The sequence below is a fragment of the Kitasatospora sp. P5_F3 genome (assembly GCF_054049135.1).
Map to the genome: position 1 here is coordinate 12,229 of NZ_JBFUMY010000010.1, position 19,988 is coordinate 32,216.

Annotated in this window: 16 protein-coding genes and 2 pseudogenes; 10 read left to right on the plus strand and 8 right to left on the minus strand. The window is 66.3% G+C overall.

The features are described 5' to 3' along the window. Positions 1–131 precede the first annotated feature (131 nt). The 6 genes and pseudogenes from ACXJMZ_RS08175 to ACXJMZ_RS08200 all read left to right on the plus strand — a co-directional run bounded on the left by ACXJMZ_RS08175 (position 132) and on the right by ACXJMZ_RS08200 (position 6,840). Positions 132–677, plus strand: coding sequence for a hypothetical protein (locus ACXJMZ_RS08175; RefSeq protein WP_457029296.1), 546 nt, complete (start codon positions 132–134; stop codon positions 675–677). A 336-nt stretch (positions 678–1,013) separates the two neighbouring features. Beyond that, positions 1,014–1,784: an HNH endonuclease gene (locus ACXJMZ_RS08180; RefSeq protein ID WP_457029297.1), complete on the plus strand. Its 771-nt coding sequence runs from the start codon at positions 1,014–1,016 to the stop codon at positions 1,782–1,784. A gap of 220 nt (positions 1,785–2,004) precedes the next feature. Beyond that, positions 2,005–3,066 (plus strand): annotated as a pseudogene (locus ACXJMZ_RS08185) (IS630 family transposase). Between the two features lie 746 nt (positions 3,067–3,812). After that, positions 3,813–4,754 (plus strand): hypothetical protein, encoded by a 942-nt coding sequence (locus tag ACXJMZ_RS08190; RefSeq protein ID WP_457029298.1) that lies wholly within the window; start codon positions 3,813–3,815, stop codon positions 4,752–4,754. Between the two features lie 172 nt (positions 4,755–4,926). Further along, the gene (locus ACXJMZ_RS08195; RefSeq protein WP_457029299.1) at positions 4,927–6,375 is read left to right on the plus strand and encodes a hypothetical protein; all 1,449 of its coding nucleotides are present in this window, start codon (positions 4,927–4,929) and stop codon (positions 6,373–6,375) included. Positions 6,376–6,681: 306 nt separating this feature from the next. Further along, positions 6,682–6,840, plus strand: coding sequence for a hypothetical protein (locus tag ACXJMZ_RS08200; protein ID WP_457029300.1), 159 nt, complete (start codon positions 6,682–6,684; stop codon positions 6,838–6,840). A 5-nt stretch (positions 6,841–6,845) separates the two neighbouring features. On the opposite strand, the gene ACXJMZ_RS08205 is transcribed toward ACXJMZ_RS08200, so the two are convergent. The 3 genes from ACXJMZ_RS08205 to ACXJMZ_RS08215 are packed head-to-tail and all read right to left on the minus strand — an operon-like array spanning position 6,846 to position 8,275. Continuing rightward, positions 6,846–7,238 (minus strand): hypothetical protein, encoded by a 393-nt coding sequence (locus tag ACXJMZ_RS08205; protein ID WP_457029301.1) that lies wholly within the window; start codon positions 7,236–7,238, stop codon positions 6,846–6,848. A 15-nt stretch (positions 7,239–7,253) separates the two neighbouring features. Next, positions 7,254–7,682, minus strand: a complete 429-nt coding sequence (locus ACXJMZ_RS08210; RefSeq protein WP_457029302.1) for a hypothetical protein — start codon at positions 7,680–7,682, stop codon at positions 7,254–7,256. A gap of 29 nt (positions 7,683–7,711) precedes the next feature. After that, positions 7,712–8,275: a hypothetical protein gene (locus tag ACXJMZ_RS08215; RefSeq protein ID WP_457029303.1), complete on the minus strand. Its 564-nt coding sequence runs from the start codon at positions 8,273–8,275 to the stop codon at positions 7,712–7,714. A gap of 173 nt (positions 8,276–8,448) precedes the next feature. Between ACXJMZ_RS08215 and ACXJMZ_RS08220 the strand changes: the two genes are divergently transcribed. Continuing rightward, a complete protein-coding gene (locus tag ACXJMZ_RS08220; protein WP_457029304.1) occupies positions 8,449–8,781 on the plus strand; it encodes a hypothetical protein in 333 nt (110 codons plus the stop codon). Between the two features lie 16 nt (positions 8,782–8,797). On the opposite strand, the gene ACXJMZ_RS08225 is transcribed toward ACXJMZ_RS08220, so the two are convergent. Then, the gene (locus ACXJMZ_RS08225; RefSeq protein WP_457029305.1) at positions 8,798–10,009 is read right to left on the minus strand and encodes a PIN domain-containing protein; all 1,212 of its coding nucleotides are present in this window, start codon (positions 10,007–10,009) and stop codon (positions 8,798–8,800) included. A gap of 252 nt (positions 10,010–10,261) precedes the next feature. Continuing rightward, positions 10,262–11,443, minus strand: coding sequence for a PIN domain-containing protein (locus ACXJMZ_RS08230; RefSeq protein WP_457029306.1), 1,182 nt, complete (start codon positions 11,441–11,443; stop codon positions 10,262–10,264). Between the two features lie 173 nt (positions 11,444–11,616). Between ACXJMZ_RS08230 and ACXJMZ_RS08235 the strand changes: the two are divergent. Continuing rightward, positions 11,617–12,051: pseudogene (locus tag ACXJMZ_RS08235) on the plus strand (transposase); the annotation flags it as partial. A gap of 122 nt (positions 12,052–12,173) precedes the next feature. On the opposite strand, the gene ACXJMZ_RS08240 reads toward ACXJMZ_RS08235, so the two are convergent. Beyond that, positions 12,174–15,617, minus strand: coding sequence for an NACHT domain-containing protein (locus ACXJMZ_RS08240; protein ID WP_457029307.1), 3,444 nt, complete (start codon positions 15,615–15,617; stop codon positions 12,174–12,176). Between the two features lie 421 nt (positions 15,618–16,038). Here ACXJMZ_RS08240 and ACXJMZ_RS08245 point away from each other — a divergent pair, with 421 nt between their 5' ends. Continuing rightward, on the plus strand, positions 16,039–16,305 hold the full coding sequence (locus ACXJMZ_RS08245; RefSeq protein WP_457029518.1) for a transposase family protein: 267 nt from the start codon (positions 16,039–16,041) through the stop codon (positions 16,303–16,305). Positions 16,306–16,393: 88 nt separating this feature from the next. Then, on the plus strand, positions 16,394–16,792 hold the full coding sequence (locus ACXJMZ_RS08250) for a hypothetical protein (RefSeq protein WP_457029308.1): 399 nt from the start codon (positions 16,394–16,396) through the stop codon (positions 16,790–16,792). On the opposite strand, the gene ACXJMZ_RS08255 is transcribed toward ACXJMZ_RS08250, so the two are convergent. Then, a complete protein-coding gene (locus ACXJMZ_RS08255) occupies positions 16,784–17,419 on the minus strand; it encodes a hypothetical protein (RefSeq protein ID WP_457029309.1) in 636 nt (211 codons plus the stop codon). The genes ACXJMZ_RS08250 and ACXJMZ_RS08255 overlap by 9 nt on opposite strands. Before the next feature lie 307 nt (positions 17,420–17,726). Next, positions 17,727–19,922, minus strand: a complete 2,196-nt coding sequence (locus ACXJMZ_RS08260) for a HEAT repeat domain-containing protein (RefSeq protein WP_457029310.1) — start codon at positions 19,920–19,922, stop codon at positions 17,727–17,729. Between the last annotated feature and the right edge of the window lie 66 nt (positions 19,923–19,988).

A 19,988-nucleotide genomic window follows, 5' to 3' on the forward strand; every position in this document is an offset into this window, starting at 1 on the left:
GACAGGAAGCTGCTGGCAGAGCTGGAGGCTGCCCAGGGCATTACCAGGCTGGACATCGGCCCCTCGCTTCGTCCCTCCCCCAACTGAGCTATCACTTCTCGAACCCCAACTCGCACGGTCCCGAGAGTCTCTTGTTCCAGCTCAGGGACGCGCTCCGCGCGGACGGCTACGACCTGCAGTGGGAGGACCCGACCGTCCGGAAGGACGACGGTCCATTCGGACGGACCGAGTTCGACATGGGTCCGGTCGTCTATCACATCTGCCCGACCGAGGCCCCGGGCACGGAGATGGCCGAGGAGATCACTGCCCTGGAGGCCCAGCTCGACGCCGCTGGCTACGACGTCGCTCTCAACCACTACAAGCAGGCGGTCGACAACCTCGGCCACCACAACTACGAGGCGAGCAACGGCGCGCTCCGGCCCATGCTCGAAGCGGTGATCCTCGAAGTCGCCAACGCCTATGCCTACCAGGGCACCCAGAAGGGCGGCGCCGTCAACTGGATGGTTGATCAGAAGAAGGTCGTGCCCGAGAACTGGGGCCGTCTCCTGCAGGGGGCCTGGGACATCTCCCACCCCGAAGGCGCCCACCCTGGCCGGTCCAACGCCGACGAGGCGCGTTTCCGCATGGTGATGATCACCGGCGTCACCTGGAGGCCGCTGCAGCACGCAGGGGCCTGACCAGCTCCATCGGCAGGTCACCCACCTCAGCGAACGGCGTCGGCCGGGGTGGCGAGCGACTTCGGAAAACGGCGAGCCCACGGGCCCCGCCCTGGAGGAGCATGGAGCCCGAACGCCCACGAGCAGCGACTCGGCGGCTGCATGATCGGAGAACCGCATGAGTGACAGATGGCACCTGTTTTTGCGGATGGGCCAGCCGGTGTGGTCCGCCGCCGGGGCGGGCTGCCGACCCCCATGCCGCTTGTCCTCGCCCTACGCCGGTCTGACCAATGGGATGGGGCCCGACTCCCATACACCCCGGGGACCGGAGTCGGAGGCACCTGGGAACATGGCGGGATGAGCGAACAAGGGGTTGGGGCGAGCGGGGCGGATGCGGGCTGGTCCCGGCCGGTCGGTCTCCCGGGACCGCTGAAGGCGGCACTTGAGGTATTGGAAGATCAGAGCTGCGCGCTCAGCCACCTCGACTTGTGTGATCCGGGGCTCCTCGCCGACCTTGGGGAGTCGTCCAGCGCGGAATCCGTCGAGACGCTGAGAGGTTTGCATGCTTGGCACTCGATCTTGAGCCAGTTCCCCGAGGCGGTACGTCGAACGCTCCTGGACCACGCGCACATCGCTCCGTGGCCCGAGAGGCGACGGGGTCGTAGCACCAAGGAAGAGGCCAAGCGAGAGTTCCACCGTTGGACGAACCTTGTCGTCCTCTGCAATTCGTGCCACAAGATCTTCGACGGCAAGGTCGGGCCGATCCCCCGGTCGCTCGTTGTGAAGGCCCGCACCACCGTTCTGGGTACGCCGACGGGCAAGGCGGCGCTAGAGATGTACCTCGCACGTTTCCTCGCCTATCGCGGCGGGCGGCCGGCTGACTTCCCTATGGGGGATGAGGCGTTCGCGATGTTTGAGCTGAACAAGCTGCACGGTGGCCCGGACCGTCGGTTCTCGGTGACCCCGCATCGTCTGGATGACCGATGCGTTGAGTCCACCGTGAACCCAGAGGTTGGACTGATCACTGTTGGACGGCCCGGCGAGGACGGGTTCTTCTTCGGTTACACCGTGACCGACGTGCCACCGCCTGAGCCGGGTATGTATCGGGACGGTGAGCGTGTGGAGTGAGAACTACGTGAACGGTCCGGGCTTGCCCGGACCGACGACCTATTCCACCAACACAGTCAACTCGCTGTTGCCGTCGGGACGCCGCCAGTAGTTGTCTTGGTGGGCAGGGGTGGCCGGTATATGGGGCCAGCTACTGAAGTTGAATGCGTGATGTCGCTCGGATGGGTGAAGCAGTAGCGTTCGCCTGCCGGCGGAGGGACGGTCCCGGTAGTCATGTGCTGTGAGGTATGCACAGGGCGGCGGTCTGACCGACGCGGAGAGGGCCGCGCGGGAGCGGATCCGGCAGCAGGCCGTGGAACGCTTCGAGGGCGGCGAGAAGAACCGGGAGATCGCGGCCGGTCTGCGGGTGAGCGTGCGTTCGGTGGAGCGCTGGCGCCGGCAGTGGCGCGAGGGCGGTGCGGCAGGTGTGGCTTCGAAGGGCTCACCCGGTCGTTCGAAACTGTCCGCCGCCCAGATCGCGCGACTGGAGCGGGAGTTGGAGCGTGGGCCGCTGGCCCACGGCTGGGAGGACCAGCGGTGGACCCTGGCACGGGTGAAGACGCTGATCAGCCGACTGTTCCACGTCTCCTACACCGTGGAGGGCACCTGGGTCCTGCTCAAGCGCCACGGCTGGTCCTGGCAGCAGCCGGCCCGCCGGGCCATCGAACGCGACGATGCGGCAGTGGAGTTGTGGAAGAAGGACACGTGGCCGCGGGTAAAAGCGCCGCGGCGGCCCGCGGGGCCTGGCTCGTCTTCGAGGACGAAGCCGGGCAGTCGATGAGGCCGCCGCGTGCCAGGACCTGGGGCAGGCTCGGCTGCACGCCGGTGGTGCGGGTGCGGGGCCGGGGAGCCGGCCGGGTCTCGATGGCGGGGCTGAGCTGCTACAAGCCCGGCAGGCGCTCCCGGATGTTCTACAGCTTCCACGTCTACCGAGGCCGCAAGGGCGAGAAGAAGGGCCTGACCTGGCAGGACTACCGGGACCTGCTCATCCGCGCGCACATCCAGCTCGGCGGCCCGATCGTTCTCGTGTGGGATCCTGCGCGCCCACCTGATGCCGCCGATGCAGGAGTTCATCCAGGCGAACCAGGACTGGCTGACCGTCTTCCAACTCCCCTCGTACGCACCTGACCTCAACCCGCAAGAGGGCATCTGGTCGCTGGTCAAGCGCACCATCGGCAACCTCGCCGCCGCCGACCTCGACCAGCTCGCCCGAGCCGTCAGACGCGGCCTGAAGAAGATCCAGTACCGCCCTCACCTCATCGACGCCTGCCTCACCACCACCGGCCTGATCATGGACGGCTGACCATCCTCAGACCGACATCACGAATTCAAGTTCAGTAGTTCGACGGCGGCAGTGCCGAGCGTCAGTAGGCTGACACCAGGCTCCCCGGTTCAGGAAGCATGCGTGGCCTCCGCGATCCGGATGGCGCTGCTGACGAGCAGATCTCCATCTCGGAACCGGAACGCCCGTTGCGCCACTGCAAGCAGCGGCTGGTGTTGCTCCGGCGCGCTGGAGGCCGAGGTCAGCCGGGCCACGATGAACCGCGCTCACTCCATCCTGAAGGACTGGGGCACCCATGTGGCCAAGCACGGCAGCACGCCACCCAGCGAGGCTCGTCGGGATGAGGAAATCCGGGAACTGCGAAAGAAGTTGGCGGACAAGACCCGAGAATGCACCACTCTGCAAAGGCGCCTGGAAGCGGCCCGGCACCGCCATCGGTGCCCTCCACCATGACAACACACTCCTGCGGCAGGAGCTCGCAGCCCACGGCGCCTCCGTAATTCCCCTGCACAGTCCACGCGGTCACGCGCGCGATGAGACCTGACCGGGCAGAGTGACGCCACGCGACCTGTCCAGGCCGCCATGCTGAGACACTCGCGCGTTGCCTGATCATAGAACGCCGCCCGAAGGTTGATCCGAGTGACGAAGCGTCAGTTGGTGGCGTCGTGCTCGGCGTGAGGGCGTGAGGGGCCGGATGAATTTCCCCGCGTACCAACTCATCCGCTTAATTCCTCCGCCTAGCGAACCGGGGGTCCTAACGTAGGTGCATGCCCAAGCCGCAGTTCACGCCGGATGACTACGTCAACCCTGACGCCCCCGAGAACGAGCTCAGACTCAGGCCCGACCATCGGCACGTCCGTGACCGCTCGTACGAGTACTCGCGGGGGTCGCAGCAGATCGACCTGTGGAAGTCGTCGCTGATATGCACCGCGATGGAGCCCTGGGGAGCCTTCCTGAACCAGGGGCAGGCTGTTCTTGGCGATGCCGAACCCGGTCCGCGCCTGGTTCTGTTCATCAAGGAACGCGAGCGCGGCGAAGGCTACGTAGCCGACTTCCTCTACGATGCCGCAGATCTGCCCGTCACGGTGTACGGGATCCTCGCCAACGAAGGTTCCGGTCTCGGGGTGGTCGAGCTCGAACTGTGGCGACCAGGCTGGGGCTACTGGGACGACTGGGGTGACTTCGTCGGACCGGGACACCGCGACGAGCAGACTGATGGGGACGACGAAGAGTCAACACGCCCTGTCAAGGCGCCCATTACCAGTGATGTCCTTCGTCGCATCCCGCTCGGGCAGATCATCGCCCGGGCCCAGGCCGAGCTCGCCGACCGTTCCTGGGAACAGGACGGCATCACCATCTTCGGAGGGCCGGGGCCCAACTGCACGCCGGACCCCACCTCGGCATCGGCCTTGGCAAACGCCAACAGGCTTTCGCGACCCGGAAAGCGGGGCCGGCCCCTGCTAGAGGACGAGCTGCTTCGCCGGGTTGCGCACGCCTATCTGAACGAAGCTGTTCGGGGTCCCGGGCTGACTGCACGCCTTGCTGAGCACTTCGATCGGCCGGTGCCGACGGTCAAGGACTGGATCAAGGCTGCCCGTGACCGCGGCTTCCTGTCGCCGGCGATCCCAGGTCGACGCGCAGCGGGCCCCGGCCCCCGGCTGAGCTACCCCGAACTGCGCGGAGACCAATTCGCCTCCCAGGGGACCTGAGAGGCCAGCCAGCCGTTTCCCCAGCAGCCTGTCTCCTGGGGAGTCGCTGGGCAGGTGTTGCCACTGGTGGTGCAGCAGCCGGAACAGAAGCGGAGGATCGAAGCTGCGGGGCCCAGCGGTCAAATCTGGTGGATCAGCTCATATCGATCTTGAAAGGGATGCAAGGTACGGCATGAGATACAGCGAGTTGGTCGGCATCACGCGAGGAGCCGAGGACGACTGGTTCGACCCGGTGCTGGGCGAGGACACCCCGCTGTACGTCGATCCACTTTTGGTCTTCGAGGACGAGGCTCCCGCGTTCGCAGATGCGCGTGACAGTGTGGTGCGGTTCTTCGCTACCTGCCGCGATCTGATCCACCAGGATGGCGGTCGGCACGGCCCCGCATGGGCGAAAGCCGTGAGGCTACTGACGTTCCCCGAGCCCAAGGAGTTCGCGCTCGGGCTAGCCATGGGGTCACCGTTCGGGTCAGGTACAGATGAGTTCTACGCCGAGCAGATGGCCGAGTCCCTCGACGTGATCGGCCACGTCCTGGACCGTCAGATGGACTATGTGGAAATGTTCGCGCTCTTCGTGCCCGGCCTGGGAGTTGATCGGATCAGCGACATTTTCTGCAACATCCTCAAGTCCCATTTTATTACCTACACCCAGCAGATCTGCGCACGGCATGGGGTGACTGCCGAGGCCATCAGCATCCGCAATGCCGGGTGGAGTGCAAGATCCGCCCGGTGGACCGATGCCCGGTTCCACCTTCCGACTAGTCCCGTCACCCGAGGAGCAGTGCTCCTGGCTCCTGAGCGATTCCTTCAGGATATTCCCCAGCGAATCACCGCCAATGGCTTCTATAGCTGGGCGGAGTCGAACGTCAACCAGGTTCTGCGTGATGACCTCAATTTCGACCTTGCCGAGGACGTCAGTCACGCCGTCCGCACCGAGCGCGGACGAAGGTTGGCACGTTATCGGCCCGACATCGCCTTCACTTTTGTCGATGAGGTAGCCGAGGCCGCCGACCCCAGACCCTACGATGTTGGCGCCGACCGGGACCTTTTGGTTGGGTGGTACGAAGCGGGCCGCACTGCGGGCCGCGCAGAAGCAGATCGGCCGCTCAGACAACCGGGACAGGGAGACTTCCACGCCTGGCTGGGCAGTCTGATCGACCGCTTCCAGCACTCGGTGGAGCACAGCGACTTGTGGCGAGTCCTGTGGAACGACGAGCTCACCAAGCCCCGCAAGGAGAAGATCGTTCAGGCCGTCGCGGGGCAACTGTGGATACCGCTGTGCGAGGTCTCGGACGTGGACGTCAGCCGCGAGGCAAACGTTGGGCGCGGGCCGGTCGACTTCAAGTTCTCCGCTGGCTGGAAGCGCCGCGCACTCATCGAGGTCAAGCTCCTTAATAGCCGGAAATTGCAGCAGGGTGCAGAAGCACAGCTTCCCCAATATATGGTCAGCGAACGAATCGCCAGTGCGTATTATGTATGCGTTGGATTCACTGACTCGGACTTCTCCGAAAATCGGCTCAAACTCGTCGTGGACACCTGTGCTGCCTACGAGCGGCAGTCTGGATACACCGTCACCCCACGGTTCATTGATGCCCGACCTAAGGATTCTGCCTCGAACTTGTAGCCAAAGGTTATAAGTGCAGCAGTTGGGGCGAACTGGGCTTGGTCTCCGCAAGCCAGGGCCTCGGCGTTGGCGAGGGATGTCCGATTCGTGCGCATGTGGCCTCAAGAGGATGGGAGGCATTCACGGCTCGGATGTCCAGCCCGAAACTAGCCTTACGACTGCCTCAAGCTGTCGACCAGTTGCACCTGGGGATCCCACCCCGCCGGTCGTTCGCTCACCGATCCGCGCCAAGGGCAGCTGGCCTCGATCCATGCAGCTCGCGCGGTCATGACCCCCGCGTTCGAGGCGTCCTTATGGCCGAACTCGATGAAGCAGCAGCTGCAGATTGCGAACGACGGCGTCAGTCCGTCGGAACCCCAGGGATCGAATCCCGGCTGCGAAGTTCATCACCGTCGGCTGGGCACCCACCTTCATCAGCACCCCGAGGCCGGCCTCGTCTCCGGCGTCGAAGCGGTCGGCCGATGACCGACCTACACGTCGGGATCGTCGGGGCGCAGGAAACGGCGAACCACGGTGTACCCGTCCGGCAGCTCCTTCCCGCCTGTCAACTCCCTGTACCGCTGCCTGGCCTCCGGGCTGGCCCGGTGGCCAGCCCGGAGCCTCCGCAGGAACGGGTCGCGGTCGGGGTCGATAACCACCTGCCCGACCGGCGGAGCCGCCTGCGCCCTGACCTGCCCCCGCGGGTCGTCGGCGTCGACCTCGCCGGCCGGCTGCATCAGAGCCCGAGCAAGAGCAGTCAGGGCCAAGCCGCCGACCACCCCAGCCGCGACCGCCACCTTCGGCTTGTGCTTCGCGTACAGGGCCTTCGTGCTCTCAACGAAGGACGCAGGCTCGTTGTCCTTCGACGGCGTGGAGTCAAGCACGTGCACGGGCTCCTTCTACGGCTGGGTGATCGCGGCCGGATCCGTCGGCGGGGCAGCGGCAGCGGGCTGCTGGGTCGGAATCGGAGCCTGCTGACGGGACAGCAGCTTCAGGTCGGCGGTGGACGGCGACCGCTTGAGCACGAACATCGCGACCAGCGTCACCAGGGTTGCGGATCCGCCGAAGCCGGTAATCCCCGCGATTAGCGGGTGGCTCTGCGCGAGGATCCCGGTCAGCGCCAGCGAGCCAAGCGACAGCGTCCCGCCGATCGCCATCCCGGTCAGCTCGGCGCGGTGCTTCCGCTGCTCAGCCAGTCCCTGTAGCTCCAGGGCTCGCATTCGCTCGGCGTGCTCGCGCTCCATCTCCTTCTCCAACGCCCCCATGGCGATCTTGAAGTGGGCGGCGGGCAGCTTCGACCACTGGCGGGCGTACTCCAGCGCGCTCATCTGCCCCGCCTGCTGGCCCTCGCTCCGCGTCACCACCGCACTGTCCTCTCCCGGAGATCACTGTCATCGAACTGCGGCTCGTCCGGCGCTGCCCCAGGCGGGGGATCGTCGACACCCCACGTGCCGTCATCCGGCGTCGCGTCCGGCGGCGGGCCAAGCCGTTCGAACAGTGCCCCCATCCGGTCGTTCAGGTGATGCGCAGCCTCCTCGGCCTCAAGGCCGACAGGCACAGTCGGAACCACCACCGAGGAGTTCTCCTCCGACGGCAGCTCCCTGGCGGTGGTCCGTATCCAGACCCCGTTGCCGCTGTAGTCGACCACGGGCGACTCGCCGAAATCCTCCCGCTCATACACCCAGCAAGGAGGGTCGTACTTCGCCCGCCCCGCCGACGCCACGAGAACCTCAACCGTCGACCCGTCGGTCTGGACGTACACAACCCCGCCAGGGTCCCGCGGTCGGGTGAGAACGCGGTTGAAGGCCCCCGATGCGAGGAGCGACACGGACGCGGCAACTGCTCCGAGATCAAACACGATGCCGTTTCGCCACACCGCGAAGTACGTCAGCGCCATCGTCAGGGAGACCGCGCCAGACACCCAGGTCACCACCCCGAGCGGGCCGAGCAGCTTCGGGCGGCGCGGCGAGCCAACTGGCCTGCTGCTTGGACCCTTTGACGCCACTTCACCTCACCCCCTTCGCGTCGGAGACCAGAGTACTGGCTCCCGACCGACACCAACCTCTGAACCAGATCCGAAGCGAGGAGCACAGCATGGCCGACATCGGTGAACCCGTCCGCGAAGTGGAATGGATCCCCATCCCCGAAACCGTTCCCGCCCCCGAGGAGGCACTGGTCGCCGTGCCGCAGGCCCCCGCCCGAGAACCGCAGCCACAGCAGAACCGCATGCGACGCCTGGCAACAACTCGACTGGACACCGCCCCCGAACTGCCCGCGCCGCAACAATCCAAAAGGCCCGCCGACCTGCAATTCCTGCGCGCCGCGCCGCCCCCATTCAAGCCCGCCGCCTCGGCCCCTCAGTCGATGGGCAGCGCGGTGCAGCAGAGGTCAGCGGCCGGCCTGTACAGGTGCCGGATCGGCAGGTGACCAGGATCGGGCACTGCTACAGCGACTGCCCATCGTCGTCAGGGTCGTACTCGTCGGCGTAGTCGTCGGGGCGGTCGTCAGCTTCGGGCAGGTCGAGGAGGGACAGCTGAGTCGAGTTCCACGCGGCCTGGATGCGTTGGTGGTACGGGTCTCGCTGCCGGATTGGGAAGGCAGCGGCAAGGTCCTCCGCGCCTACGGTGACCTGTCCCGACAGGCCCGGGAAGAGTTCGGCGTCGTCGTCCTCTGCCGCCTGAAGGCGATCGGCCTTCAGCATGGTGAACCCCTCGGAGTCGGCAGCCTCACTCGCCATCACGCGGTTACTCCAGCGCTGGAGGAAGAACCCGTCGCCACCAAAGGGGGTGGGCACAGGGCAGGCGATCACCCAGTGAGCGTCTGCGGTGTACCAGGTGTGGCCCGAGATCTCGTACGCCCGGGGGTCCACGACCTCGGCGAGGACCATGGTGAGGCCGTCCTTGAGAGCGGCCTTGAGGTAGTTCCTGAGCAGCGGTTCGTACATGGGGTAGTCGACGAGGATGGACCTGAAGTAGACCCGCGCCGCCCGCTGGCGCGTGAGCCGCTGGCACAGCTCGGAGTTCAGAAGGTTGGTCACCTGTTCCGCAGTGACGGTCACCGACGTCGCGAACTCGGCGAGGACTTCGCCGAGGGTGGTGTACGTGTGGAACCTGTCCTCCAAGTCCTCGATGTCCTGCTGGAGTGAGCGCCCGCTCTCGGTGACCCTGCGGAAGTCGGAGTCCCGGCTCACGAAGCGGATGATCTCGTCCGGGTGCTCTCGGGCGTACTCGACGGCAGTCAACCAGATCACGGCGTCGCGGGCGCCGGTCTTGGCGTCCTTCCCGACGGTCTTGCACGGCGGGAGAACGTTGGCCTCGCGGAACAGCGCCTCCTCGTAGACCTTGACGCTCGGCTTGATCGGGTCGACCACCTTCAAGTACTGCGCGCGCCAGTACTCACGGGCGTCGCCTGGGCGGCCCAACGGCACCGGCGGGATCGTCATCCACGGGCTGGCTCTCCGCAGCTCCTTCAGCGCGTCCTCGACCGCCTTCAGCTTCGCCTGGTGGCGGATGTGCTCCTGCGCGGCGAGCTCCACTAGGACGGTCTCCGGCGCTGCGGCCCGCTCGGCCTTGACGGTCCGCAGTACGTGCAGAAGCTCGGCTTCGGGACCACGGAGGGACACGCCTTTGAGGATGTTGGTGTCCAGGAAGAGCAAGTCGAGCTCCAGGCGCAGAGGTTGATCAGCTTGGTGGCCAGCTTGTCAGATCATGGCGTAGCCGGCTGACGTGGTCGCCGGATCGGCAGATGACTCCGGGAGCGGTTGCCACCGAGTGCGGTTCGACCTTGGCGCTTCCCACGGGCACTGGCAGCAAGCCGGCCACCGCCCCCGGAAGGCGGCAGTGTAGCGACCAGCCAGACTCCGGGTACGGCCCTCGCGCCGAGCCTGCGCGGCGGGTGTCCAGGTCGGCTACTCGCCGTCGTCGATCAGGTCCTCCAGCAGCACCGGCGAGAGGTCGCCGTGGAAGGCCGGGCCGCCAAGCGTGCCGGGGGAGGACGAGATCGTCGCCGCGACCCTGGAGACGACATCGCCGAAGAAGGCCCAGCTGGACTCGGGAGTGGTCCACGACCCCTCGACGACAGGGAACCGTGCCCGGTCCTCCTCGCTGCCATCCGTAGGGAGGTCAGCCTGGAGGACCGTGACGTCGTGGCTGTCGGGGGCAACCATCACACGGGTCGTCCAGCTCCAGAGACGCAAGAGCGGAGCGCCGGCTGGAGAAGTCTGCTCGTCGAGGAGCAGCCACCTGGCCGACGCGGTGAACCACCGAGCCCCGTCGATCTCGAAGGAGCGAGGCGTGGTGACTTCGGCGAGCGTGGCGCGGGCTTCCTCGCTGAGCCTTGCCACGAAGGGCAGGTAGACCGGGTTGATGCGGGGCACCTCGACACGCCGGCGCAGCTGCATCAACCGCGCCCGGCGGGTGACAACGCCGAGACTCTCCGGGCGGTTCAGTAGGCCGCGCACCTCTTCCTCGGTCGTAGGGACCTCCTTCCCGAACTGGGCGAGGACGCTTCCAAGGGTGAGGTGGAGGAAGAACCGGCCCTCCATGCCCTTGATGTCGGACGAGAGTTGGGGGACATCACCGATCTTCTTGCCGAAGTCCTTGCTGTTGTTGCTGACGAAGTACACCGACTCGGTCGGGTTCCGCTTGGCATAGTCGACGGCGGTGAGCCAGATCGCGGCGTCCCGCGCCCCAGTCTTGTACTGGTTCTTGCCCTCGCCGACCAACTTGCAGGGTGGGATCAAGCCCGCCTCCCTGGTCAGCGCGAGCTGGAGGACTGGCCCACGGGTCTCCAAGACCTCGGCTACTCGCTGGTACCGCTCGATCCAGTGCTGACGCACCCGGTTTGGGTCGTAGTCGTCCGGGCCGTCCACGGTCTTCCACGGAGTGGCCTTGTTCAGCTGCTCCGCGGCTGACACAGATGCCTCGTGAGCCCGCTGGTAGGCGAGTACGTGCTGAGCCAGGAGCTCATCTAGGACAGTCCGGGGCATTCCGACCCGCTCGGCGCGGGAGGCGCGGAGCGTCCGCAGCAGCTCCTCCTCAGGGCCGCCAGTCTTGGCACTCCGGATGGTGTTCGTATCCAAGACGATCAAAGCGGTTCCCCTGCCCAACTCCGGCTGCGTGTACGGGAGATCATATTGCCGCGCCGGGCAGGAGTGGCGCGGCAGAGGTTCGGGCGGACGAAGGGGAGCCCTGTGCGCCCGCCGCGCATGGCGTGGCTGGCTGCTTCGACCGCGGTCACCTGGTCGGCGCGCCAGATGGAAACATGCGGCCTGGTTCACGCACTCGGCTGTGCCACCGCCTGATCACTCATCCCGCAGGCCGGGGCAGGCGCCGCAGCATGGGCGAGCGCGACTTCATCGCCTTGATCGACGGCGTCCACCAGCTCGTCAAGGCACCACCGATCGTGCTGGTCTGGGACCGTCTGAACACCCATGTCTCCCACGCCATGCGCGACTTGATCGGCGAGCGGGAGTGGCTGACGGTGTTCCTGCTTCCCGCCTACTAGCCCGACCTCAACCCCGTCGAGTGGGTCTGGGCCCACGTCAAGCACAGCCTGGCCAACCTCGCCGTCATGGCCCTCGACCGACTCGAAGCCCTCGTACGCAACCGGCTCAAACGCCTGCAGTACCGCCCCGAAACCCTCAACGGCTTCGTAGCCGGCACCGGCCTGACCCTCGACACCACAACGTCACCCTGACAAGCCGAAGCCAGTAGCGACGGCGAACGCTCCAGGGATGTCGCCTACCAGCACTGCCTGAATAGCAGAGCCATCCTTGCCCATCTCCAGAATTGCAGCGCCGCTCATTCATACTGCGCTAATCAGTGAGCGCCCGGGGCGACCGCTTTCTGCAGGGACTCACTCGCGAGCTTCGCTGGATCAGCGCCAACACTGAAACACTTTTCATTCGAGCATGAAGTGCGGCCCGGAGGAGGGTTCACTGTTCGACAACTCAGACACATCCATCCCGGTGCTGGTCGGCCGGCGACCCTGTTTAGGGTTGCGATCAAATCCGGAGGCTGAACACTGACGATGTGGTTGATGGCTGCCACTTGAACATGACCATCGGGGTCATCCAAGAGCTCTCGGAGCTGATTGCTGAGAGCATCTCCACTCATCGGCTCGATCATGGTCGCTGCTACAGCACGCAGCACAGGATCATCGCTGGCCACCCAGCACTCGGGCTCAGGGCCCGAGGCGAGTGATGCCAACGTCGCGGCCCCGATTCGCTCATGCCTCGGGCTTTGGACGAGTCTCGGCAACAGGGCTCGCAACAGCGGGGCAGCCTGATCGGCAACGGGCGCCTCCCACAGTGATCTTGCTGCGAACCGTGCCTGACCAATACCGAGTGGAAACAGCAGCACAAGCAACCGCACTGCCGCCTCGCGATCGTGCACACCGGACCAGTCCGGGTTGGAATGTGCATGCGCATTGTCGAAAAGTGCAAAGTAGGGGACGTTGTCGTTCCAGTGCTCCATTCGCACCAAGGCAATCTTTGCCTGGGCGGCGAGGACCGCATGGTCGAATCCGTACAGGGATGCCGTCACTCCGATGAGCTCTTGGAGAATGCCGTCCGGTTGCTTGTGCAGGTGCGACACTCCGCCATCGTTCATATACATCGTCTCGACGAAATCGGCCAGCTCGTCGAGGACGGTTGCCTGCGCCATCGAGAGCTCAGCCGTTGCGTGTCCGGCGACCAGTCGAAGGAAGTGCGCATATACGGAGGGGCCGAGATCCGGAAACCACGATGGAAACTGCAGACTCCTGGTCTCCTGTGCCATCACCTCACGAAGAGCTCGAACATCGTCGTTGAATCCCCTATCGAGGAGAAGCTTCATGAGGGATCCCCGTAGGCCAGATGGGGCTTCTGCAGCGCAATCGGCGACCAAAGGAGCCGAGCCCGGGACATGGTCCAGCAGAAATTCAGCTGCATTCTCCCGCGTCCTCGTCAGAATGTCGTCCGCGAGCAGTTCCTTGAGGGAGAGGATCCCGCTTGTATTCGACGATGGCAGGCGCGGCAATGACTGCAGGACAAGTACGTCCTTCAGTATCTGCGGGTTCCCTACACTCGAAGAATTCGAGCGAAAATGAAGGTCCAGCGAGGCACGCGCAACAAGGGCATGCTCGGGGCCGTGCTGCATGGAGGCCGCTTCCGCAGCTGCACGGAGCTCAGCGGGGATAGGCAGCCATAGAAGGTCCTCCCAGCTCTGCCACCCTTCCTGGGTTCCGTCGGCGACCTGAGCAATCAAACACTCGCAGACCTGTCGGATTGTGGAGTCGTCAAGTTCGGCTCCTTCCCTAGCAGCCTGCACGAGCGCCCTCGCCAGCGATGCATGGCCAGGGTTGCGTTGTAGGGCGCTAGCGGCGGCGGTAGCCACGGCGGTGTCGAGAGTGCATGCGAGCACAAGCGGTTCGAACTGCTGGCTAGCAATCCGCTCATCGACCCATCGTGCGATCTCGTCCGGGCGGGAGATGATCCGCAGGGCGTCCCCGATCTCTGCGAATAGAGCAATCCGCGGAGCGACGGTTTCATCGGCCCCCGACAGCACGAAGATCCCGGTTTCGTCGAAGAGCCGGACCGCCTCCCACCCTGCAGTCGTGGCCTGGGCCGGCGCCAGACCCCAGGGTTCGCGGAGGTCGGCGGCAATGGCGTTGACGATCGATTCCGCGGTGGCTCGGCCCTGACTGTTCAGGATCTCGGCAGCCTCGCTGGTGAACGCCTGCATGATGCTCAGTTCGTTGCCTACCAGCGGTCCTAGCGTGCGCCCGTCGCCACGCTTTAGCTCGCGGCTGGCTACGACGTCCTTCACCACAGCTTCGAGGATCTTCGCGCGAAGCTTCGGGAGCGTCTGGGCTGATCTCCGAACAGCGAGCAGTGCCAACAGCACTGGGATGAGTGGCGTCTCACGAAGTAGTTCGTCCTGCTCCAGCGCCGATAGCACCCATTCCTCGCGTTCGGCAACCCAGCCTGATCTGTCCGCAGCCTCGGGAACCTTCTGGGACGCGGCCATCTCCAAGACTGCGGTCACCGTACTTTTAATGCTGGACGGTGGCCGCAAGCGCAAGGCCGGCCAGTTGAGAGTCGCCGCCTGCCCATAGGCGACATCACGCGTGGCCAGCAGGACGCAAACGCCTTCCGGCAGATCAGCGGCCAGCGTGGCAATCTCGCTTACCACCTTCGCGCGCTGGTCGTAGGTCTCGTCAAGCGAGTCGAGGAGTAGGGCGATCCCGCCATCTCGGTCCAGGCGCTCATTGATCTCCCTAGTGAGCACCGCCCGGTCTGCGGGCCTGTCGTCGCGTACGGCGACGGCGATGAGTCGGTCCCGAAAACTGGTTTGTCGATCGGCCGTGTTGATCTCGCGGAGCGATGCCCGCACGGGAAGGGGAAACGTCTCGTCCGAGGCCAGTTGCGCTGCTAGGCGCTTCAATGCGGTGCTTTTCCCACCTCCAGGCAAGCCTGTCAGGACGACACGGCCACGGCGGAGGAAAGCCCAGATCAGCTCGCTATCAGCCCGGTCATCGTCTGGGTTCGTTCCGACACTGATGCCCGCGTCTGCCTGGCTCATAGAGAGCTTGGGCAACTCGGCGCCCAGCGAGCTCAGATCGACCTCTGTGCCCTCTCGGTCAAGGCGCGCGATGTACCTTTCCAGCGTTTGCCGCCGGGTCTCAAGAACCGCCGCAGGTGCTGCGCCGGCGCTGCTGATCTCGATGCCTTCACCCTGAAGGGCGTTTAGCCAGCTAACGAGCTTATGCCCGCCGCGGAGCCGAGCGGTGCGGCCCGAGCTCTTCATCAGGGCCTCCCAGGCCCGACGTGCCATGTCATGTCCGCCGTCGGCAACAACGTGGCGCAAGTGATTCATAGCCTGCTGTGAATCCGGATCATCTGGTTCCTCAACCCGCAGTTCCCAGATCACCGCGCAACTTAGGACTAGGTCGCGTCTGGGCTCGTCCAAATCGCCCAGGAGTGCCCGAACACGGGACAGAATGCTCGCCTCAGCCCCTGTGGGGGTGCCCGGGTGATCGGTCCGCTCACGATTCAGAACGCGCTGGAGGTCTTTCATCGGGCGGCTCAACGAGCCTGCGACGATCACCAGACGATCCTTAGTCGGATCCAGGCCAGCCTTAGCGGCCTGCACCCACTGGGCCACAGCCTCCGTCAGAGGCTTACCGGCCACCAAGCGCCGCTTGGCCTGCACTAGTGCGCGCAGCCCTAACTCGAAATCGATCCTGACGTCATCGACCGCATCGTCGGTCTCAAGCGACACGGATGTCACTTTGGCGTACGCGGGAGGGATCTCGATTCCCGGCAGCGGAACTCCTGCGAGACCGCACGCGACTGCGTACGCCGCAACGCCGCGCCGATACTCGGTGCCAGCATCACCGGAAGCGCCTGCAATGCTCCCACGCCTCGCCTCTGAGCTACCGATCACACACAAAGTCTAGAGGCAGCAGCCCCAGGGCGTTTCAAAGTTCCGTTGATCACGTGAAACTGCAGGCCACGGCGGTTCGAGGGGTCCGGGTTGGCCCGTCACGAACGCAACGAAACTCCAGTTGAGCAGGGGTGACCTTCCCAAGTCGACCTGAACCACTGGAGTTTCGATGTGCCGTCAGCCTGCCACCGTCTGCCTCGTCAAGTCGCCTTCTCTGGAGGGTGCGGCGGGACTGTCGCCGGTGGAGCGGTTGCGGATGCTGCCGGATCCGCGTCGGCGGCGCGGGGTGCGTCACCCGTTCGTGGCAGTACTGCTGGTTGCCGTGTCAGCAGTGGTTGCCGGCGCGCACTCGTATGCTGCCATCCGCCAGTGGTCCGCGAGCGCTCCGCAGCAYGCCCTGGCCCAGCTGGGTGCCCGCGCGGTGGGTGCGCTGGGCGTGCGCTGGGCGTGCGTGTCGCGCCGAGTGCCGCCACTATCCGACGGGTCGTCAACCTGGCCTGCCCCGGCGGCCTGGCCGACCTGACCGGTGTCGATCCGCTCAAGCGGCACGGCTGGTCGTGGCAGCAGCCAGGGCGCTGCGGCGGCGGAGTGACGAAGCCGGATCGCAGACGGTGCCCAGCAGCAGTCCTGACGATGTTGATCCCCAGGAGCGCCACCTGGACCTGCCTGAGAACCTGGACCGGCCCACCCTGGTACTCGCCAGCCGCGAGCAGGCCGGGCTGCGGCGCGCCAGGTTGCGGGGCAAACCGATCGTCAGGTGCGACCTGTGCGGGCGGACATTGCCGGCCATCCTGGTGCGTGCCGCACACGTGAAGAAGCGCTCCCGGTGCAACCTGCGGGAGCGCTCCGACCTGTGGAACCTCACGGGCGCATGTGTGCTCGGCTGCGACGCCCTGTTCGAGGACGGCTTCATCCACGTCATCTCCGAGGGCTTCATCGAGATGTCGCCGAAGGCCGAGGCATCCGAGGACCTTGTCTCGGCCGCTACTGAGGTCGGCGCTTCAGGGTGACCAGGTCGCCACGAAGCAGCTGACGCCGTCCACGGTCTCGGCATACAGGAGGCGGTGGGTGGCCAGATCCCAGTCGGCCCCGTCCAGCAACTGCCAGGGCGAGCGACCCGACACCCCCAACTCACGAGCGAGGCCCGCGTCCAAGTCCGGGAAGAATCCGTCCACGTCACCGCTGGCCAGTGCGGCGGCGATGCCCACGTTGATCTCCTCGGCCCGCGGGTCAGGACGCCCGGCTCCGTCCGCGCCGGCGCGGGCCGGACCGTTCCCCAGCACCAGCAGCCCGACGCGGTCCGCCCACGCCGCCAGGTGGACGCCGTCCTCGCCATTCGTGGGCCAACTCCGGTCGTCGTCCAACTCGTAGGCACGCACCGGACCGGTCCAGCCCGCCTGCTGCAGCAGCCACGCACCGAGGCCGAGATCCCGACGGGCCCACAGTGCCCCCTCCTCATGGAGAAGGGAATGCGTACCCGGGCCGACCACGGCCACAATCTCGGGCTCCTCGGCCAGTACGGCTGCTACCGCCTTTGCGCACGCCGCGCGCAGCCGTTCCGCCGCCGCAGGCGCGCCCACGCCCGCCTCGAACACGAGCGACGGCAGGCAGGGACAGATAGCAGCGGCCACGAGCATGCTCCGCAGCCTAGCCGCCGCCTCCAGACGGTCACGCCGATGGGTAAGACCGAACCCGTCACCCTGAAGCGCCGACCTCAGTAAGGTGCTCTCGGGCAGGACCTGCACCGCTCACCATGACGAGAGCGAGCAGTACTTCGCCTGGCACCGGACCAACGTCGCCTCCACTGGACGGAGTGACCGCATGGGCACCGCCAAGTCGCCGGCCCGCCGTCAATAGGCTTACCTGCCCCTCAAGGTGGGCAACCTGACGGTCGTCCTTAAGCAGAGGCCCCGGAGGGCCAGGCGCCGCACCCTTGAGGCGGATTTAGATCAACAGCGGCGGGCCGTCAGGGAGTTTCGTTGGATCGAAGGAGGCGGTGCGGTGGGCGCTTCGGTCGATCTTGATGACGCGGGCCGTGGGGAGGGCGGTCCAGGTGGTTTGCGCCGAGGTAACGATCAGCTGGAAGCCCTGGTCTGCGAGTTCCGAGAGTGTGTCGAAGTGCCTGGGTTCCACAAGGGGATGCTGGAATCGGAAGGGATCGTCGATTAGGAGGACCCTGTTCGGCGCACCGTCCGACTTGGCCAGGGAACGCAGGTGCGACTGCCAAGTCTCTAGCCTGGAAGCCCTCTTGTTGCGAGTCTGGACGGTGTGGTCGGTGAGGTAGATGCAACTGTACGGAGTCCGCCGGTCGTTCCAGGCGATCCGGAGGTGCGCGGCCAGACTCTGGCTCGCTGGTGCCGGCTGACCGGCGGGAAAAGCGGAGCGCGCCAAGTTCATCGACAAGGCCAGGGCGTTCAGCAGGATGGTCTTCCCGCTGGCGTTGGCGCCCACAAGTACGGTGATCCCCTCGTTGAAGTCGATTCTCTGGCGTAGTGCCGCAGCGACCGGCAGGTCCCCTAGTTTCTGGTAGGAAGGCGGCAGTTCGGCAGCCTGAAGGATGGCGTTGGTCGTCACTGGCCAGGTGGTCGTGGTGTAGCCCTGGCGCGCGAGTCCCTGTATGGCGATCCAGCGGACGGATTCCGCAGGATCGTCGCAAAGGGAGCGGAGTGCGTCGAGTGCGACGCCGTCGTGGGGCCAGCGCTCGGTGAGGAACTCTGCGGCAACCGCCCGGACCAGTACCTCGCTGTCGCGGGCCAGGGCGATCAGGCAGTCGCGGACCACGGGGTCATCCGCCCACCCGTGAACGAGCGCCTGCGCGGCCCTCTGCCTGACTTCCGGATTTTCGTGCTGGACGAGCCGGGCCAGCGCGTCGCGCGTTGCGTGGTCGCCCGCCCAACCGTGCACCAGCCCCAGTGCTGCCGTCTCCCGGACGCGGTGCTCGGGGTCGCCGGTCAGCGCCGCGACGGCGTCCCGGGCCTCGGGGTTTCCGGCCCAGGCGCTCGCCAGGCCCCAGGCCGCGTTGTTGCGGATGGCTGACTGGTCGTCATGGACGAGTCGCAGGAGTGTGTCGCGGGTGCTTGGGTGGTGGGCCCAGCTCGCCAGGACGGTCCGCAGGGCGGCGTCGCGGGCGAGCGGGTCGCTCAGGCGGGTGGCGGCCAACAGGATCGCCAGTTCGTCGTCGGGGGCCAGAGGCGCGTTGTCCGCGAGGGTGCGTCGCAGCTCGGCGATCTTCTGCTCTTCGGCGTCGTTGTACTCCTGGACCCGGCCGAGGGCGGTCGCGATGTCCGCGAGCGCGGGCTCGGCGTGGAGGCCTGGGGAGAGGACGCTGAGGGTCGGCAGTGGCGGGAGGTCGGGCAGCGGCCGCAGGTGCCCGTCGTCGGCGTGCGTGGCCAGCCGCCGCAGGTTGCCCTGCGCCTGGTCCCACAGCAGCTCCAGCACCCGCCGCCGGTGGTCGACCCGGTCGAACTCCGCCGCCGCCGCCGTCTTGTACCCGACTGCCTCGGTGCGCTGCCGCTCGGCCAGCGAACGCGGAATTGTTCGCCCGGCTGTGCGTGATGTGCCGAACAGGTCGAGATCGAGCTCGGTGATGATGTCCCGCAGCGCGTCGATGATTTGCAGCAGCGTGCCCATCAGTGCCTGGGTGTCGCTCAGCTCCCGGCGGAGGTGGTCCCCGGCGCGGTGCGCCCGTTCGAGGTCGAGCTGCGCTTGGAGCGTGGCGATGGCCGCCGCCGTGGTGGGTGCCTCCGGTTGTGGCTGGGGCAGCGCGGGTGGACGCGCCTGCAGCTGCCGGGCCTTGGTCAGCAGTTCCGTCGCCTCCCGCCACAGCGCCTGGTGGCGCTGTGCAGGTAGGTCGGCGGCGGTGCTGGTGATCTCCAGGAAGACCCTGAGGAACCGGACGGGCGGCAGCACGGCACTGCCTTTGAAGAGGCGGTCGAGATGTGACTTGGAGAAGCTCATTCCGCCCACCGAGTCGGCCGGCCTGCCGGCCCCCGCCGCGGTCCGCGCCTGCTCTCCGTCGGCCCGCTGTTGGAAGGCGCGGGCGATCTCACGTGCGCTCAGGCCCGCCTCCTGAGCCCGGGTCCGGAGGAAGTCGCCGAGTGCACACGCTGCATCGGTGCTGACTCCCTTTGATGCGCTCATCGCTGGTTTTCCTCGATCTCCTGCCCCGGGGCGCCTCAGGCGCGTCCCTGGGGCGGGCCAGGGACA

What these genes read in the sequence shown, in the direction of transcription:
- ACXJMZ_RS08220 (WP_457029304.1), top strand. Translation starts at nt 8,449, where the DNA reads ATGGCCGACATCGGTGAACCCGTCCGCGAAGTGGAATGGATCCCCATC.
- ACXJMZ_RS08190 (WP_457029298.1), top strand. Translation starts at nt 3,813, where the DNA reads ATGCCCAAGCCGCAGTTCACGCCGGATGACTACGTCAACCCTGACGCC.
- ACXJMZ_RS08200 (WP_457029300.1), top strand. Translation starts at nt 6,682, where the DNA reads ATGAAGCAGCAGCTGCAGATTGCGAACGACGGCGTCAGTCCGTCGGAA.
- ACXJMZ_RS08195 (WP_457029299.1), top strand. Translation starts at nt 4,927, where the DNA reads ATGAGATACAGCGAGTTGGTCGGCATCACGCGAGGAGCCGAGGACGAC.
- ACXJMZ_RS08210 (WP_457029302.1), bottom strand. Translation starts at nt 7,682, where the DNA reads ATGAGCGCGCTGGAGTACGCCCGCCAGTGGTCGAAGCTGCCCGCCGCC.
- ACXJMZ_RS08180 (WP_457029297.1), top strand. Translation starts at nt 1,014, where the DNA reads ATGAGCGAACAAGGGGTTGGGGCGAGCGGGGCGGATGCGGGCTGGTCC.
- ACXJMZ_RS08255 (WP_457029309.1), bottom strand. Translation starts at nt 17,419, where the DNA reads ATGCTCGTGGCCGCTGCTATCTGTCCCTGCCTGCCGTCGCTCGTGTTC.
- ACXJMZ_RS08260 (WP_457029310.1), bottom strand. Translation starts at nt 19,922, where the DNA reads ATGAGCGCATCAAAGGGAGTCAGCACCGATGCAGCGTGTGCACTCGGC.